Annotated in this window: 16 protein-coding genes and 1 tRNA gene; 12 read left to right on the top strand and 5 right to left on the bottom strand. The window is 29.1% G+C overall.

Translation table 11 applies throughout. From position 1 onward, the window contains the following. Positions 1–429: LPXTG cell wall anchor domain-containing protein (locus tag JOC62_RS15470; RefSeq protein WP_204596193.1), on the top strand; the 429-nt coding region annotated here is incomplete at its 5' end. 430 nt (positions 430–859) lie between these two features. Here the strand turns inward: JOC62_RS15470 and JOC62_RS15465 are convergent. Both JOC62_RS15465 and JOC62_RS15460 read right to left on the bottom strand, forming a co-directional pair. After that, positions 860–1,621, bottom strand: coding sequence for a hypothetical protein (locus tag JOC62_RS15465; RefSeq protein ID WP_204596192.1), 762 nt, complete (start codon positions 1,619–1,621; stop codon positions 860–862). A gap of 151 nt (positions 1,622–1,772) precedes the next feature. Next, the gene (locus tag JOC62_RS15460) at positions 1,773–2,501 is read right to left on the bottom strand and encodes a lysophospholipid acyltransferase family protein (RefSeq protein ID WP_204596191.1); all 729 of its coding nucleotides are present in this window, start codon (positions 2,499–2,501) and stop codon (positions 1,773–1,775) included. Between the two features lie 138 nt (positions 2,502–2,639). On the opposite strand from JOC62_RS15460, the gene JOC62_RS15455 reads away from it, so the two are divergent. From JOC62_RS15455 to JOC62_RS15430, 6 genes are all read left to right on the top strand, one after another. Next, a complete protein-coding gene (locus JOC62_RS15455; RefSeq protein ID WP_204596190.1) occupies positions 2,640–3,419 on the top strand; it encodes a staygreen family protein in 780 nt (259 codons plus the stop codon). 42 nt (positions 3,420–3,461) lie between these two features. Next, on the top strand, positions 3,462–4,040 hold the full coding sequence (locus tag JOC62_RS15450; RefSeq protein WP_204596189.1) for an alpha/beta hydrolase: 579 nt from the start codon (positions 3,462–3,464) through the stop codon (positions 4,038–4,040). 111 nt (positions 4,041–4,151) lie between these two features. After that, the gene (locus JOC62_RS15445; protein ID WP_204596188.1) at positions 4,152–6,521 is read left to right on the top strand and encodes a cation-translocating P-type ATPase; all 2,370 of its coding nucleotides are present in this window, start codon (positions 4,152–4,154) and stop codon (positions 6,519–6,521) included. Between the two features lie 203 nt (positions 6,522–6,724). After that, positions 6,725–6,799: transfer RNA gene (locus JOC62_RS15440), tRNA-Arg, on the top strand. Positions 6,800–7,279: 480 nt separating this feature from the next. Further along, positions 7,280–8,731 carry an aminoacyl-histidine dipeptidase gene (locus tag JOC62_RS15435; protein ID WP_204596187.1) on the top strand — a complete coding sequence of 484 codons (1,452 nt, stop codon included), beginning with the start codon at positions 7,280–7,282 and terminating at the stop codon, positions 8,729–8,731. 238 nt (positions 8,732–8,969) lie between these two features. Beyond that, positions 8,970–9,215, top strand: coding sequence for a hypothetical protein (locus tag JOC62_RS15430; protein ID WP_204596186.1), 246 nt, complete (start codon positions 8,970–8,972; stop codon positions 9,213–9,215). Positions 9,216–9,284: 69 nt separating this feature from the next. On the opposite strand, the gene JOC62_RS15425 is transcribed toward JOC62_RS15430, so the two are convergent. Further along, positions 9,285–9,845: a hypothetical protein gene (locus JOC62_RS15425; protein ID WP_204596185.1), complete on the bottom strand. Its 561-nt coding sequence runs from the start codon at positions 9,843–9,845 to the stop codon at positions 9,285–9,287. A 110-nt stretch (positions 9,846–9,955) separates the two neighbouring features. Between JOC62_RS15425 and JOC62_RS15420 the strand changes: the two genes are divergently transcribed. The 5 genes from JOC62_RS15420 (at position 9,956) to lgt (ending at position 14,843) form a co-directional block, all read left to right on the top strand. Continuing rightward, entirely contained in the window at positions 9,956–10,336 is a 381-nt protein-coding gene (locus JOC62_RS15420) for a hypothetical protein (protein WP_204596184.1), read from the top strand. 215 nt (positions 10,337–10,551) lie between these two features. Continuing rightward, entirely contained in the window at positions 10,552–12,030 is a 1,479-nt protein-coding gene (malQ, locus tag JOC62_RS15415) for a 4-alpha-glucanotransferase (protein WP_204596183.1), read from the top strand. Between the two features lie 200 nt (positions 12,031–12,230). Then, positions 12,231–13,481 (top strand): HlyC/CorC family transporter, encoded by a 1,251-nt coding sequence (locus tag JOC62_RS15410; protein WP_204596182.1) that lies wholly within the window; start codon positions 12,231–12,233, stop codon positions 13,479–13,481. Positions 13,482–13,544: 63 nt separating this feature from the next. Beyond that, entirely contained in the window at positions 13,545–14,015 is a 471-nt protein-coding gene (locus JOC62_RS15405) for a nucleoside deaminase (RefSeq protein WP_204596181.1), read from the top strand. A gap of 42 nt (positions 14,016–14,057) precedes the next feature. Continuing rightward, complete coding sequence (gene lgt / locus JOC62_RS15400; RefSeq protein WP_204596180.1) at positions 14,058–14,843, top strand: prolipoprotein diacylglyceryl transferase; 786 nt, start codon at positions 14,058–14,060, stop codon at positions 14,841–14,843. 52 nt (positions 14,844–14,895) lie between these two features. On the opposite strand, the gene JOC62_RS15395 is transcribed toward lgt, so the two are convergent. Together JOC62_RS15395 and citG are read right to left on the bottom strand one after the other, a co-directional pair. Further along, the gene (locus JOC62_RS15395) at positions 14,896–15,858 is read right to left on the bottom strand and encodes a sugar-binding transcriptional regulator (RefSeq protein ID WP_204596179.1); all 963 of its coding nucleotides are present in this window, start codon (positions 15,856–15,858) and stop codon (positions 14,896–14,898) included. Between the two features lie 114 nt (positions 15,859–15,972). Next, positions 15,973–16,833: a triphosphoribosyl-dephospho-CoA synthase CitG gene (citG, locus tag JOC62_RS15390; protein ID WP_204596178.1), complete on the bottom strand. Its 861-nt coding sequence runs from the start codon at positions 16,831–16,833 to the stop codon at positions 15,973–15,975. Between the last annotated feature and the right edge of the window lie 223 nt (positions 16,834–17,056).

The following is a 17,056-nucleotide window of genomic DNA, read 5'->3' as shown; positions in this document are numbered from 1 at the left end:
ACACCAGATTTACCAGGTGAGGAAGGAACAACGCCAGATTTACCGGGTGATAGTGGAGAAGCAGGGGAACCAGAGACACCGGGAACAGGAGGAACAACACCGGATTTACCAGGCGAGGAAGGAACAACGCCAGATTTACCGGGTGATAGTGGAGAAGCAGGAAAACCGGAGACACCAGGAACAGGAGGAACAACACCGGATTTACAAGGTGAGGAAGAAACAACGCCAGATTTACCGGGTGATAATGGAGAAGCAGGGAAACCAGAGACATCAGTAATGACAAATCAGGAGGAATCAGGTGAGACTACTAATTCAAGTGAAGTAGAAAGGTTACCTAAGACTGGTTATGAAGGTACATTACCATATATGGGAGCGATTATGACTTCATTAGGTGGGGTGTTAGTATTAAAAAAGAAAAAACGTAAGTAATTCTAGAGTATTTTACTTATAAATCAAAAGAGTGTTTGAAATATTTCAAACACTCTTTAAATTTATATATTATATTGAGAATAGGGTGCCAGTAATTGTTCGTGTTGAACAAGTTGATATTATGGAGTGGATACAGTAAAAATCTATCTAAAATAGTTATAAGACAAATTATAATGTTGCAATATTAGTTAGTATGCTCTCTTATCACTATTAATTATAATAAAGAAAATAAGCTATAGATAATAGCGAAAAATTCCATTTGTGAATATGACTCTCATATATAGGAGTATACTATAATCAGATTTTAGTAGTATAGTCTCCTTTTTTATTGTCTTTGACATAGAGTGCAATTTACTTAACTCTTCCTTTTTTTATAACTAAATATTAAGTTACTTCTCTTAATATTATTATTTATTATAATTAATTGACATTATTGTTTTACACATTTAAAGAATACACCATCTTGTAGATACACAAGATAACCATCTTGTATATATAATTCATCAAAATCACTATTAGGATTAGTTGAGCTAGTTATATCTAATGCTGTAATTGTATTCCCTTTTAAACCAGTTCCTTTTAATGAATCCATCTTATATCCATTGCAGAAAGCCTTTGCAGGAACTTTAGCGATTAAATATTTAGGTTCATCTATTGTAAATCCAAATGAGTTATTAGTATATTTCTCTTTACTTAAAACTATTGTCTTATTAAGAGGTTTAGTATCAGCTGTAGTTAATGATGTATAGCCAATAACTTTTTCTATACGCCACGTTCCATAATATTTTGCCATAGCATCTTTAGATGATTCATCTTTATTTTGTGTTACTCTATCTTTAACTACTTCATTTTTGCTAGGTGTACTAGTTTGTTTAGCAATTTCAGCTTCTTTTTTAGTAGGTTTAGTAGCTGGTTTTACAGTAGTTTCTTTATCTTTAGTTATATCTGACTCTTTTTGATTTTCAGAAGTTTTTACGGAATCTTTATTAGTAGAATTATCTTTATCATTAGTTTTAGTAGTATCAGTTTGTTTGTTTATATCTGCGTTATCATTATTACTAGATGAATTATCCTGTACTACCGCTTGCTCAGTTTGGTTATTAGCAGCACTATTTTGTGATGATTTATCTGCGCAACCAGATACGACTAAGGTGCTTCCTAAAATAAGAATTCCTATAAGTAATTTTTTCATAAATTGTATACCTCCATTATAAGCATAAGTATACACATAAGTATAAAGGATAAGTATGAAAAATATTACCATTAAAAATTAACAAAGTGTTAAAAAATAATAATTTGTTAATTTTTTATACAAAAAAAAGAAGGGTTATTCCCTTCAAATTTTATTGTTGTTCTTTAGGTAATTTTGAGACTACGATATCTCGAACCTTATTGTGTAATTCAGATATTTCTTCCTTTGAAAGGGTAGTAACATCTATAGGTTCATGTATATAAACTTCAACATCAGAAGATTTAATTTTACCTCCGTTAGCCTCTAAAAGTTTGTATGATCCGTTTATAGTAACTGGGACTATTTTAACCTTTGACTTTAAGGCCAATTTAAAGCTACCTGCTTTAAATTCTGCTACAGGTTTACCCTTACTTCTAGTTCCTTCAGGGAATATAACCATTGAATATCCTGATTTAAGGATCTGTATACCTTGTACAATTGCTTCTGCTGACTTTCTCATATTACTTCTGTCCATGAAGACACAATTAATATATTTCATCCACATACTAATTGCAGGCCATTTTTCTAATTCTTTTTTTGCAATAAATCCTTTAGGTACATCAATTGTACTCATTATTAATGGTATATCAAAATTACTCTGATGGTCTGATACAAATAATACCGCTTCATCTTTAGGAATGTTTTCTTTTCCATATACTTTAAGCTTAGCACCGCTAATCCACATAATATACTTTGCCCATGTGTGGGTTACTTTGTAGATAGCGGTAGTTCGCTCTGCATCTTTCCCTTTAATTTCTAAATACTTTATCTTAATTAATCCAATAGGTGCAATAATTAAACTAAGAATTATTCCAGGATAGAAAAGTATTGTTCTTAACATAATACCAATCCTCTCTAAGTTTTAAATAAATCATATAAAAAAAGTATATTATAAATTGTAAAAATTTAAAAGAACTAAAAAAAATAGAGTGACATATATTTTAAGTAAGATATTTAAATAGAGAAGGTGATAAGTAATATGAGTAATTTTATAAAAGATAAACTTAATGTAACCTTTATGAAAGGAATTACTAAGGAAGAGCCTATAATTCCAAGGTGTTATACTCTTACTCACTCAGATGAAACTGGTGATTTATATTTAGATGTAGGACTAAAGTTTGCATATAATAAGATTACAGCTACTAGAGATGAAGTTTTAGCAGAATGGTCTAAGATGGGGAACAAATATATTCTAAAAATTGATTTGCATGTTGATGGGCCATTAAATGGACTTGATATAAAAAAACGGGATCAAATATTTAGAAAAGAACTTAAATTAGCTATAGAAAGTATTGTTTACGGCGATAAAATATTTTTTTATAAACATAATATATTAGATGAATCTCCAATTATAGTGTACTTTAATTCAAAACAAGAAGAATTCAATAAAATAGAATGCTGGGGAATAATTAAAGATTATATGAGAAGTGACTATATAGATGAGGCTAAAAAAGAGGTGGATAATAACTTTAAAAGTGAATTAGAATGTGAAAACATAAGTGATGAATATGAGGGACAAGTTATAATAACGCTTTTGCTACCATACATCGATAGAGCAATATATTATGAAACAAAAAATAGAAGAAGGTTTTCAAAAGAAGACGTTGAATTAATTAATATAGAAAAAATAAATGATTATAGAAATTCAAATGATTATAAAGTAAAAGTCAAGGCTTACTATAAGGCTGAAGAAAGCTTTAATATGGAGTTTATAATTAAATCGAGCAGAATAGAAATAAAAAAAGTAGAAAAAATATAAGGGTTTTTGGCAATAATACTTAATAAGATAGGGGTGAAAATAATGAAAAAATTTTTTCCTATGATACTTACAAGTATTATTGTCATTTTGTTTTTAGGAATATTTATTTATTCTAAACAAAATTATTCACAGGCTAGTATGGAAAATATAGCAGGATTTGTGGATAACAGATTAGTAACTGTTAGTAATTTTAAAAACAGTATATTAGTAAAGCCAAAAGAGAGGGAGGCTATGGTAGGTTATATATTTTATCCACAAAATAATATAGATGAGAAATCTTATATTCCTGTTATGGCAGAAGTTGCACAACGAGGTTTTAATATATATATAATAAAAACTCCGCTGCATTTAAATTTAAATACAAATAAGCTTGGTGAACAAATAGTATCTACAAATCAATATATAAAAAAATGGGTTATTGGAGGAGTTGGTGAAGGTGAGAAATCTGCAAGCGATTTTCATGATAAAATAAAGGAGACTGGAAATGCTGAACTAGTATTATATAATGATGTTATTCCGGTCTTAGATGGAAGTAATTATTATTGTGATATAGACTATAAAGAAAATGTATTAGAGAGTAGCAAAAATTTGCTTAAATATTTAAATAAAGTTAGGAATTAAGATGTCTTAAGGATAAATTTATTATATATTTGCAAAAATTTAAGAGTAAATTAAGATTAGTGAATTAAACTAGTATTTATATGAAATACGGTTTAGTAAAGGAGTTATGTGATGGAATGTAGAGAATCTTATGATATAGGGAAAAATGAAAAAATAATAGGGTTAACAGAGGAACAGGTGAAAGAGCGAATTTTAAGGGGAGAAACAAATAAAATTCCTAAGGCTCCATCAAAAACCTTTCCACAAATTTTAAGATCTAACTTTTTTACTATGTTTAATGCACTAAATCTTGTTCTTGCAGCAGCAGTAATAATTGCAGGTTCGCCTAAAAATGCAATATTTGCAGGTGTAATAGTTGTAAATAGTTTAATTGGGGTTATACAGGAAGTTAAAGCAAAGAACATAATAGAAAAGCTTTCAGTAATTAGCGAAGCTAATTGTAATGTAATAAGAAGTGGATTTATTAGAAGAATAGGAATAGAAGAGATAGTAAAGGATGATATAGTATATGTTACATCCGGAGATCAGATTTTGGCTGATGGAGTTTTAAGTGAAGGAAATGAACTTGAAATAGATGAATCAATGCTTACAGGAGAAGCAGATCCTATTCATAAGAAAAAAGATGATAAAATTCTTTCTGGTAGTTTCGTTGTAGCTGGGGAAGGATATATGAGAATTACTAAGGTTGGAGCTAATACATATTCTTCAAAACTTGCAAATGAGGCAAGAAAATTCAAAATAACAAATTCAGAATTACAAAATTCATTAAATAAAATATTAAAAGTACTACTTTTCCTAATAATTCCTATAGGGATAATACTTGCAACTACTCAACTTATATTTATAAAAGCTAGTTGGCAAGATGCGGTAATAGGAACTGTATCAGGAATAATAGGTATGGTACCAGAAGGTTTAGTGTTACTTACAAGTGCAACGTTTATTGTTGCAATAATAAAGTTGTCTCAATATGATACTTTGGTACAAGAGCTTTCAGCAACTGAAGTTTTAGCAAGAGTAGATGTTTTATGCGTAGATAAGACTGGGACAATAACAGAAGGTACTTTAAAATTAATAGATGTAATAAACTTATCAGATTATGAAAACAAAGAAATAGATGATGTATTATCATCTATAGCACATAATTTACCTAGTAAAAATCCAACTCAACAAGCAGTACTAGATAGATATAAAGAAGATTCAGGACTCGAGATAATAGAAAAGGTTCCTTTCTCATCAAAAAGAAAATGGGGAGGAATAGTAACTAAAGATAATGGATCTTGGATATTTGGAGCTCCAGAGATAGTAATGGGAAATAAATATCTAGAAATTAAAGCTAAGGTTGAAGAAGAAGCGATGAAGGGTAGAAGAGTACTTATACTTGCAAAATCAGATCTTAACTCATTAAGAGGAGAAAAGCTTAAAGATGTAGAGAAAGTTGCATTAATCTTAATTGAAGACATAATAAGACAAGATGCTCCAGAAACTTTAAAATTCTTTAAAGATGAAGGAGTAAAAGTTAAAGTAATATCAGGAGATAATCCTGTTACCGTATCTTCAGTTGCAAAGAGAGCTGGAGTAGAAGGTGCTGAAAATTATATAGATGCAAGAGAACTTCCAGAGGATATGGAAGAGCTAAAAAAAGAAGTTGAGAAGTATAGTGTATTTGGAAGAGTTACTCCTCATCAAAAAAAATCACTTGTAATTGCACTTCAAGAAAATGAGCATACTGTTGCCATGACAGGTGATGGAGTTAACGATGTTTTAGCACTTAAAGAAGCTGATTGTGGAATAGCTATGGCAAATGGATCAGATGCCACAAAAGCAGTATCACAACTTGTGCTTATGAAATCAAACTTTAGTGCATTACCTAAGGTTGTTGCTGAAGGAAGACAGCAAATAAATAACTTAGAGAGAGTAGCACAGTTATTTTTAACAAAGACAACTTACTCAATAATACTTGCAGTTGTATTTTCAATACTATTACTTCCATTCCCAATACAACCAATACAGCTTTCATTAATAGGAAGTTGCGCAATAGGAATACCAGCACTGTTCTTAGCACTACTACCTAATAGAGAAAGAGTTAAAAAAGGATTCCTTGGAAGAATACTAACAGCTAGTATACCAAATGGTGTCTTGATAGCAATATTTGTTTCAGCTACCTTTGCTATATCATATAACTATGCAGGTGCATCTATTGAAACAGCAAGAACACTTGCAGTACTTATGCTTGCAGGAGTAAGTATGGTAATACTATTTAAGGTTGCACTACCACTTACACCATTTAAAGTTGCATTGGTATTTATAATGATGGGAATAGTATTACTTGGATTTATTACTCCAATAGGAAGAGTTATATTTACTTTAAATAAACTTACAACAATGCAATGGATATTATCAGGGGCTACAATAGCAGCATCAATACCAATACTTGCTGCGGTAGTAAGCTTAATTAGAGTTAGAAGACATGTTGAACAATAAAAGCATATAAAATACTAATAGAAGCAGTTTAACTGCTTCTATTTTTAATTATTTTAGTAAAAAAGTTTATAATGATATTTTGAGAAAACCATTGAAAATAATTACGAATAAGCTTTAGAGGAAAGTTTATAGAAAGATATTGGTGGTATTTTCCATATAATGTTTGACATATAGATTATATTGTAATAAAATTAATGTGTTACGCCCCTATAGTTTAATGGATAGAATAGTCCCCTCCTAAGGGATAGATACAGGTTCGATTCCTGTTAGGGGTGCCATATACAATAAATAAATGACTTAACCACGTAGGTTAAGTCATTTATTTTGCTTAAAAAGTGCTTAAAAAGTGCTTAAAAAGTGATAAAAAGGTGACTAAAAGTTTTTCCGAGAACGTAGTCACCTTTTTTATTGAATAAAATATATAATAATTAAATAATTCAAGTTAAGCTATATTAGTATTCTAGTCTTAAAGTATAGCAAAAAATTTCAAAAGATTAATTAAAGTGCAGAGAGAGCATTGAGTAAGGTATTAAAATTAAATAGTTTGTTAATAGGATAGAAACCTACAATTCCATATACTAGAGCACTATGTAAGAGTGTAGAAATTAAAACTAAAAAAGTAGCAAAAGAATGGGCTATTGGAAGTAAATCAATAAATGAGATATTATTATATAAGATTTATAAATCAAACAAAACAGAATTATTTAATCATTAATTCTGTTTTGTTTGATTAAATATTGTTTAAAGGAGAGAGCAAAATGAGAGTATTAGAAAATTTAGAACCTAAAAAAGTATTTGAATTTTTTGAAGATTTAACAAGAATACCTCATGATTCTGGAAATGAAAAAGAAATTAGTGATTATCTTGTTAAGTTTGCAAAAGAGAGAAATCTTGAAGTCATTCAAGATAAGGCTTTAAATGTAATAATTAAAAAACCTGCTACAAAAGGGTATGAGAATATACCAGGAGTTATAATCCAAGGTCATATGGATATGGTATGTGAGAAGCTAAAGCATAGCAATCATGACTTTGAAAAAGATCCATTAAAATTAAGAATTGTTGATGATGAATTTGTTTATGCAACAGATACTACTTTAGGAGCTGATGATGGTATAGCAGTAGCATATGGGCTAGCTATATTAGATTCTAATGTAATAGAGCATCCAGCAATAGAGTTTGTAGTAACTACAGAAGAAGAGACCGTTATGGGTGGAGCTAATGAGTTAGACACATCAGGATTGAAAGGAAAAGTTCTTTTAAATATAGATGCTGAAGAAGAGGGAGTATTTATTTTAGGTTGTGCTGGTGGAATTCTGGTTTACCCAGAAATAAAAATAGAATTTGAAGATTTTAATGGAGAGTCTTTGCAATTAGAGGTTGCAGGACTTAAAGGTGGGCATTCTGGAATGGAAATTCACAAGCAAAGAGGAAATGCTAATAAGTTAATGGGAAGACTTTTATATACGTTAGGTAAAGAAGTTAACTTTAATATTGCAACAATTAATGGTGGATCGAAATCTAATGCTATACCTCGTTCTTGTAAAACTATAATTAGTGTAAGAAAAGAAGAAATAGAAAAAGTTAAAGAGATTTGCGCTAATTTAGAAAAAGACTTTAAGAATGAATATAAAGTAGAAGATTCAGATATTCATATTATAGTTAAAAGTGATGAAAAGTTAGAGAAACAATTAACTAAAAAGGTTACGGATAGTTTAATAAAATTATTATTTTTAGTTCCAGATGGAATACAATCTATGAGTAAAGAAATACAAGGGTTAGTAGAAAGTAGCTTAAATGTTGGGATAGTAGAAACCTTAGAAGATAGAATTAAATTTATTATTGATATAAGAAGTTCAGTTAGGAGCAAAACATATGAAATTGTAAATAGAATAGAGGCTCTTTGTTATGCAATAGGGGCTACTATGGACAAAAATGGTGAATATCCAGAGTGGCAATATGAACCAAAATCAAGAATAAAAGATTTAAGCGTAAAAACGTATAATGATTTATTTGGAATTGAGCCGCAAATAACCGCTCTACATGCAGGGCTTGAAAGTGGAATATTTAAAGAAAAATTACCATCTGATGTAGAAATAATAAGTTTTGGACCAGATATATTTGATGTACATACTGCAAATGAGCATTTTAGCATAGAATCTGTTGGACGATTCTATAAATTCTTAACTCAGCTATTAAAGAATATGAAATAACAAAGTTATTTTATCGCGTAGTTTATAGCTATCATAAAAAATAAAATTACTATTAAAGAGTTAAATAGATCTTAAGATAATAAGTATATCTCGATGTTAAATTTAAAAACATTAAATTTGTTATATATAGTAAGATAACTTTATCATATAATTTTATCATATAATTTTATGGTATAATTTACTATACAAATAAAAATGAAAAATTTATATATAAAAATTAGAGGTGAAGAAGGAATTTATGAGTAAAGAGGAAGCACTCAGTAAGTTAAGTAAAGAAGAGGTGGCAATTGTATTTAAGCATTCTGCACTCGTTACAATATTGTGTAGTGCCATCTATATTTTATTATCTTTTATGGAATTTGAGCTATTTAGTTCTATATGGATAGAGATATTATCTGCAATAGTATTTTTTGCTCTTCAGTTTACCTTTTTGTATTTAGCAAAATCGCTAGATAAAAAATTAGAAGAATTAAAACAATTATAAAGAATAGAAAAAAGATAGACATTTAATATATGTCTATCTTTTTGTTTTAATTTAAGTTTAAGATTATCATTAATCCAATCTCTTATATATTATAGGAGACTCGAATCCAAATGTTATTTTATCATCCTTTTTAAACACTTCACTTACTTCTAGAACACCATCTGACATTCTTTCTTTCAATATGAATGTTGTACTAGGTGTAAAATGACTTATACTTTCTCCAATAAAGCTACCATCTTTATAAGAATATATCATTGGAGTAAATTTAGGAGATACTTTTAATTCGTTAAAATCCATAATTAAATTTACATTATCATTTCTAAAGTCTTCTTTTACTATACCTTCAGGTAATTCATAAGATTCTAATACTACATTTCCTTCTTTATTTAATTTAAATAAGAATAAATGAGGAAGAATATTTTTGAAGTTCCCCATATCATAATAACTTTCTTCTATAACAAAGTAACCATTAAAGCCTTCAGGAATATTTTTAATTTTATCATTGCATACTCCATTTATATGATGAGCTTTTGGATGAATTATTTTTCCTAAAGCTTTTTCTTTAGATATTTGTTCATCATTATTGAATTCTCCGCATAGATTTTTAATAAATAGCTCTAATTTTTCCAAAATAAGCACCTCCATAAAAGTATATAAGTTAATTATAATACTTTTATTTTAGGATAAACGTTAAAATTTTATGATTTAATGAAAATAATTTAAGTATGTAGGGGGAATGTATGGGAATACAAGCAAAACTAATAAAGAGGTTAATAAAAATAAAGGTTTATGAATGTTTAAAAGGACAAGTAGTAATAGAGATGAAGTGCTTAAAGATGTTATCAGAGGAATATAGAAGTTATGAAGTATTTTTAGAGAAGGCTCTTAGCAAGCTAAATGGTATTACAAGTATAGATGTTGAGATATCCAAAGGATTTATAACTATAAATTATGATGATAATAAGCAAAGCGAGGAGAATGTAATAAAGTGGGCTTATAAAGTTAAAGATATTGGAATAGATAACTTTGATTTAATAAAAACAGAGGGAGAGAAAAATTTAGATAATGTAGTGAAAATTATAGAAAATAAGCTTGATAAAGAACTAAAAAACTATTGTTAAAAATATAACATGCAAAGTTCGACAAAGTCCAACACCTTGAAAATACAAGCTTTGACACGGATTATCAGTAGTTAAAAAAACGATATGTGTTAAAATATTAACAAATAGATACAAAAAGGTTAAAATTTTAACAAAGTATAAAGTTAGAAGGTATTTTCAGGTCATAGAAGATATTAGATATATTTATAAAAAATATTAAATCTAAAGGAGGAAAAATGAGAAGAAGTAGTGGAATATTGATGCATATATCATCATTGCCAGGAGACTTTGGAATAGGAACTTTAGGGGAAAAGGCATATGACTTTATTGACTTCTTAAAGGCAAGTGGACAAAGTTATTGGCAGATCCTACCTCTAGGGCAAACTAGTTATGGTGATTCTCCTTATCAAAGTTTTTCAGCCTTTGCTGGGAATCCTTATTTTATCGACTTTAACTTATTAAAGGATGAGGGATTATTAAAGGAAGATGACTATATAAATGAAAGCTATGGAGCAAATAGGGAATCCATAGACTATGCTTTACTTTTTACGGTTAAATATAAGATTTTAAACAAAGCCTATAAGAATTTCAATAAGGATGACTTTAAAGACTATGAGGAATTTAAAACCAAAAATAAATTCTGGTTAGATGATTATTCTTTATATATGGCGATTAAGAAAAACTTAGCATTATGCAGCTGGAGAAATTGGGATAAAGGAATAAGGGTGAGAGAAGATAAGATACTTAAAGAGTGTAGAGATAAATTATCTTATGAAATAGATTTTTGGAAGTTTGTTCAATACGAATTCTTTAAACAGTGGATGAGATTAAGAGCATATGCAAATAAAAATGGAATAAAAATAATAGGAGATATACCTATATATGTAGCGGAAGATAGTGCGGATATATGGGCAAATCCTAAGCTATTTAAGACAGATAAAGATTTGAAATTAGAAGTTGTATCAGGTTGCCCTCCAGATGCTTTTACAGAAGATGGACAGTTATGGGGTAATCCTATATATGATTGGAAGGAACATGAGAAGGATGGTTTTAAATGGTGGATATCTAGAATTAAAGAGAGTTTTAAACTATATGATATGGTAAGAATTGATCACTTTAGAGGTTTTGAATCTTATTGGGAAGTTCCTTATGGAGAAAGTACTGCAAAGAATGGAAAATGGGTTAAAGGACCTGGTATTAAGCTGTTTAATTCAGTTAAGAGTGAACTTGGAGACCTTGATATAATAGCAGAAGATTTAGGTTTTTTAACTGATGAAGTAAAAGAATTTAAAGATAAAGCAGGATTTCCAGGTATGAAGGTGCTGGAGTTTGCATTTGGAGAAGAGGATAGTGATTATTTGCCACATAATGTAGATGAAAATTGTGTTTATTATATAGGCACTCATGATAATGAAACTATAGTTGGTTGGTATAATAATATTAAAAATAAAAAAGATAGGGAGATGGCTAAGGACTACTTTTATATAAATAAAGAAGAGGGAATAAACTTTGGGTTTTTAAGAGGAGTACTATCAAGTAGGAGTAAACTTGTTATAATGCAAATGCAAGATATATTAGGGCTTGGCAACGAAGCTAGAATGAATGAGCCATCAACACTAGGATGCAATTGGAGATTTAGAATAAGAGAAGAAGATTTAAGTGAAAACCTTAGTAAAAAGCTTTTAAAGGTGACTAAACTATATAGTAGATTTTAGACTTTGATTAAATAGCTTAAAATCCTTTATTATATTAGAGGATTTTAGGCTATTTTTATTTATATAATGACTGTATATTAAGGCTTTTTTATGGCATATAATAAGGCGTAGGAATATATAAAAATTTTTTAGTATATGATATAATGGAAAATAATATAATAAAATAACTAAAATTGTGAATTGTGGGAGAGTGATAATTATTGGACTCTAGTTATACGGGGCAGATAGTTTTATTATTAATACTTCTTGTTTTATCAGCATTCTTCTCTATGTCAGAGACTGCGCTTATGTCATTAAGTAAGATTAGAATAAGGCATATGGTTGAAGAGGGAGTAAAAGGAGCTAAGTTAGTAGAAAAGTTAATAGAAGATCCAAACAAGCTTCTAGGAGCTATTTTGATAGGTAATAATATAGTAAATATAGGTGCATCAGCTATAGCGACATCACTTGCTGTTAAAGTATCAGGTGGAAGTGAAAGTGCGGTAGCGATTGTAACTGCAGTTATGACTGTTTTAATTTTAATTTTTGGGGAAATTACTCCGAAGTCTATTGCAAAACAAAAGTCAGAGCAAGTATCTTTAGGGGTTAGTAAACCTATAAAGTTATGTGTGTTTATATTTAAACCTTTTGTAGTAATATTTACTGCTATTTCATCAGTATTTATTAGATTATTCGGTGGAGATCCAAAAGCTACTGAACCATTTATTACAGAAGAAGAGCTTAAGACAATGGTTGGTGTAAGTGAAGAAGAAGGGGTCCTTGAGGATGTTGAAAAAGAAATGATTTTTAATGTTTTTGATTTCGCAGATCTTCAAGTTAAAGATGTAATGGTTCAAAGAGTAGACGTTACAGCCATTGAAGTAAATGATTCATATGAAGATTTATTAAAGATAATAAAAGAAGATCAATATTCAAGAATTCCTGTCTATGATGATACTATAGATGACATAGTTGGAATACTTAATGTAAAAGATCTTATAATAGCAGGATACAAGGGTGAAGCATTTAATGTAACGGAATATATGCGTGAACCTTTATATACATTTGAATTTAAGAAGATAACGGAACTTTTCAATGAAATGAAAAAATCAAGAAATCATATGGCAGTTGTACTTGATGAATATGGTGGAACTGTTGGGATAGTAACAATTGAAGACTTAGTTGAAGAAATTGTTGGTGATATTCAAGATGAGTATGACAAAGAAAGAGATATGATTGAAGTAATAAAGGAAGATGAATATGTAGTTGACGGAAGTGCAAGACTAGATGATATAAGTGATCTTATAGGGGTTAATATGGAATCAGAAGAATTTGATTCTGTAGGTGGACTTATTATAGGTGAACTTGGAAGAATTCCTGAAGAACATGAAGAGATAGTAATAGATAGAATTAGATTTGTCGTTGAAGAAATTGAAAAAAATAGAATAATGAAAGTAAGAATATATACTTAAAATTAAAGGACGGCGAAGTGCTGTCCTTTAATTCTATAATTTTATAATTGAAGTGGTGATTTTATGAATTACATAGATTTAGCATTAGAAGAGGCAAGAAAAGCACTAGAGATTGGAGAAATACCAGTTGGAGCAGTAATTGTAAAGGATAATAAAGTTATTGGAAAGGGATATAATTTAAAAGAATATAGGAAAAGTGTTATTGCACATGCAGAGATAATCGCTATAGAAGAGGCGTGTAAGACTATTGGAGATTGGAGATTGAATGGGGCAGAAATGTATGTAACTTTAGAGCCATGTCCAATGTGTGCAAGTGCTATAATACAGAGCAGGATATCAAGGCTTCATATAGGTACATTTAATAAAGATATGGGGGCTTGTGGATCTGTTATTGATATTGTGAACAATAGATATATAAACTCTTATATACATATAAATTGGTTATATAACGAAGAATGTAGCAAACTTATAACTGATTTTTTTAAAAATAAAAGAAATGAGAAAAAACTTTATAAAAAAGTAATGAAGAAATAATCATTATCTGTTATATTATAGAAAAACATAAGGAGGTATGGTATGAACAATCCAGTGGCATTTGAAATTTATGGCTTTAAGGTTATGTGGTATGGTATTCTTATAGGATTAGGTATAGTTCTAGCATTTATATTAGCGTATAAAAATGCTAAGAAAAAAGGATTAGATTTTGATGTGTTAATAGATGTATTCTTAATTTCTTTTCCTTGTGCAATAATAGGAGCTAGAGCATATTATGTAATATTTGAGTGGAGTAATTATAAGGATAACTTATCAGATATATTTAGGATAAGAGAGGGTGGTCTTGCAATCCATGGAGGGCTTATTGGCGCATTCTTAGCTGCGTTCATATATACAAGAATTAAGAAAATAAGCTTCTTGGCATATGCAGATTTAGTTGCACCATCAATTATATTGGCTCAAGCTGTTGGTAGATGGGGAAATTTTATGAACAGTGAAGCGCACGGTGGACCTGTATCACGTGAATTTATATCAAAATTCCCTGAATTTATTCAAGATGGAATGAATATAAATGGACAGTATTATCATCCGACATTTTTATATGAATCGATATGGGATATTTTAGTTTGTATAATACTAGTTATAATATTGTATAAAGTGAAAAAAGGATATGAGGGAGTAGTGATAAGCTCATATATGATATTATACTCAATTGGAAGATTCTTTATTGAGGGGCTTAGGACAGATAGTCTTATGTTTATGGGACTTAGAATGGCACAACTTATATCACTTGCAGGAATAGTGCTAGGGTTAATATTTATATTTATTATAGTTAAAAAGAATAAAAATAGAAATGTTATAAAATAGTTTATATAAAAAATAAAAGGAATGTGTACTGAGATGCACATTCCTTTTGTTATTAAATATTTCCTAATTGAAGGATTTTTGTTGCTGTTAATTCATCAGTAACAAGGGAATCTATTAAATTTCCATTTAATGCGCCTAAAATAGAAACTGATTTAAATTTACCTGTGACAATACATATTTTATTTTCTACTGAAAGGATAGAATCAAGATCTACTCCGAAAACCTTATTATTTAAGTCTATATCTAAGAATTCACCATTCTTATTATATAATCGTCCAAATAATGCACCAACTGCTTCGTGTTTTATAAAATCATTTTGATAAAATGATTCCTTCCAAAGTAAGGTTGAATAAATTGATTCTGGAGTACCGATTCCTGTCAATAAGATATTCATTTTTTGAGATTTTAAAAGAGATTGATTTATAATTAACTCCATAGCTAAGTTTTTCCTTGTAACATCATTCATTATGTAAAGAGGTGCATAAAGAAAACGATAATTTGCATCATACTTAGTAGACAATAAATGTATTAAACTTGGAGTATCCATAGTTATATTTTTCTTTCCAAAAGTACCGAAAGGTTGAACTATTGTAAGAGGAAGCTTTTTCTCGGGTTTTATATTTCTAATTGCTTGATATAATGTTTTTCCCCAAGTTACTCCAACGATGCTATCTTCCTCTAGAATTGATTGAATATAATCAGCCGCAGCTTTTCCGACGGTTTGTGAAATATCTATAGTATCATTATTGTTTACTTTAGTAATGATAACTTCCTTCAAGTTGAAGTGTTCTTTGAATTTTTTTTCTAGTGAGGTCACTCTAGATTCAGGGCGATTTATTTCTATATTCACTATATTTTTTTCGCGTGCTTCTTGCAAATATTTTGCGATTTTAAAGCGAGTGGTATCGAACTCTTTTGCTATCTCGGATTGTGTTTTATTTTCATTGTAGTATAGATTTGATATATCTGCCAGAAAATCATTGTATTGCTTTTCAAAATTATCTTCGAATTTCATGTAATCATACCTCGATTTTAGATTATTCTCATTAAATATGCTTCTAAGATAAAAAATATAAATTTAATAATATTTTTTATCTTAAAATTTATAGTAATAATAAACTACATTTAATTATAAAGGAAAATAATCTTTAATACCATCTAAAAAAACAGTTACCGCCAATAAATCAGCGCTTCCACCGGGGCTTATCTTTCTTTCTGAGAATTCTTTATCTAGTTTTATTACTTCTTTTTCGATAGATTTTAAGTTTTTATATTCCATGAGATTAAGTATTTCTGTAGATCTTGTATTTACTTCTTCTAAAACGTCTATATTGTGTCTGTGTAAAAGAGTAGAATCTTCACAATGTGCCATTATACAAATTAATGTAAGATATAACCTTTGATTTGTTTTTAGGTTTGAATATTTTTCATAAAAAGGTAGGCTGTGATTAAATACAGTTGGTAGACCTTTCTCAACTTCGCCTCTAATCCCTGTTATTCCGTATTTTTTGAATATTTTTTCTCCGTAAGTTATTGTATTCTTGCTGTTCTTAGAACATAATTCATTCTCAACTAAGTTAGATGAAATCTCCTTTATTACACTGTGCACTGAATTAAAGGGTAAATTGTTATAAAATGCTCTTGATACAGAAGCAGCTACAACTCCAAGTAAGAATATTAATCCTTTATGGGTGTTTATTTTTTTTGTAGCAGTAAACATTGCATCTTCTATATTAATGCCTATAGGTCTTATTGTAGATAATAATTTATTAAGTGGGATTTGGGACATGCTCATCTCTATTATTTCTTTAAATAAAGGTCCTATTTCAGAAATGCTATCGATAAATGTGTAATAATCCATATCATTATGAGCTCCTGTTGAAACAGGAGATACTAATCCTGGAGAGGGATAGCAGCTTACCTCGTACAATAAAGATTTTATTATTAAACTAGTCGCTTTTTCTATGAAAAGTTTTCTATCAACTTTCAAAACACTCTCTCCTTTTCTTTAACATATGAAAAAATATATCACAAATGATAAAAAGAGACAACTTTGTGTAGCTTGAGAAACGTTTTCATTTTATAAAAACATGAAAAATAATACAATTTAGTACAAAATATATATAAAAATAAGCAAAAAAGTAACAAATTTTAGGTTAAACAATGTGAAATATCGTAAATAATTAAAAAAATTAAAAAGTATTGTACTTTGA

It is taken from the genome of Clostridium sardiniense (assembly GCF_016907995.1).
GTDB classification, from domain to species: Bacteria; Bacillota; Clostridia; order Clostridiales; family Clostridiaceae; genus Clostridium; species Clostridium sardiniense.
This window is presented reverse-complemented; position numbering and strand designations above follow the sequence as displayed.

Excerpts from the sequence above, each read along its gene's own strand:
- JOC62_RS15465 (WP_204596192.1), bottom strand. The coding sequence starts at position 1,621 with ATGAAAAAATTACTTATAGGAATTCTTATTTTAGGAAGCACCTTAGTC.
- JOC62_RS15460 (WP_204596191.1), bottom strand. The coding sequence starts at position 2,501 with ATGTTAAGAACAATACTTTTCTATCCTGGAATAATTCTTAGTTTAATT.
- JOC62_RS15455 (WP_204596190.1), top strand. The coding sequence starts at position 2,640 with ATGAGTAATTTTATAAAAGATAAACTTAATGTAACCTTTATGAAAGGA.
- JOC62_RS15450 (WP_204596189.1), top strand. The coding sequence starts at position 3,462 with ATGAAAAAATTTTTTCCTATGATACTTACAAGTATTATTGTCATTTTG.
- JOC62_RS15445 (WP_204596188.1), top strand. The coding sequence starts at position 4,152 with ATGGAATGTAGAGAATCTTATGATATAGGGAAAAATGAAAAAATAATA.
- JOC62_RS15435 (WP_204596187.1), top strand. The coding sequence starts at position 7,280 with ATGAGAGTATTAGAAAATTTAGAACCTAAAAAAGTATTTGAATTTTTT.
- JOC62_RS15430 (WP_204596186.1), top strand. The coding sequence starts at position 8,970 with ATGAGTAAAGAGGAAGCACTCAGTAAGTTAAGTAAAGAAGAGGTGGCA.
- JOC62_RS15420 (WP_204596184.1), top strand. The coding sequence starts at position 9,956 with ATGGGAATACAAGCAAAACTAATAAAGAGGTTAATAAAAATAAAGGTT.
- malQ (WP_204596183.1), top strand. The coding sequence starts at position 10,552 with ATGAGAAGAAGTAGTGGAATATTGATGCATATATCATCATTGCCAGGA.
- JOC62_RS15405 (WP_204596181.1), top strand. The coding sequence starts at position 13,545 with ATGAATTACATAGATTTAGCATTAGAAGAGGCAAGAAAAGCACTAGAG.
- lgt (WP_204596180.1), top strand. The coding sequence starts at position 14,058 with ATGAACAATCCAGTGGCATTTGAAATTTATGGCTTTAAGGTTATGTGG.
- JOC62_RS15395 (WP_204596179.1), bottom strand. The coding sequence starts at position 15,858 with ATGAAATTCGAAGATAATTTTGAAAAGCAATACAATGATTTTCTGGCA.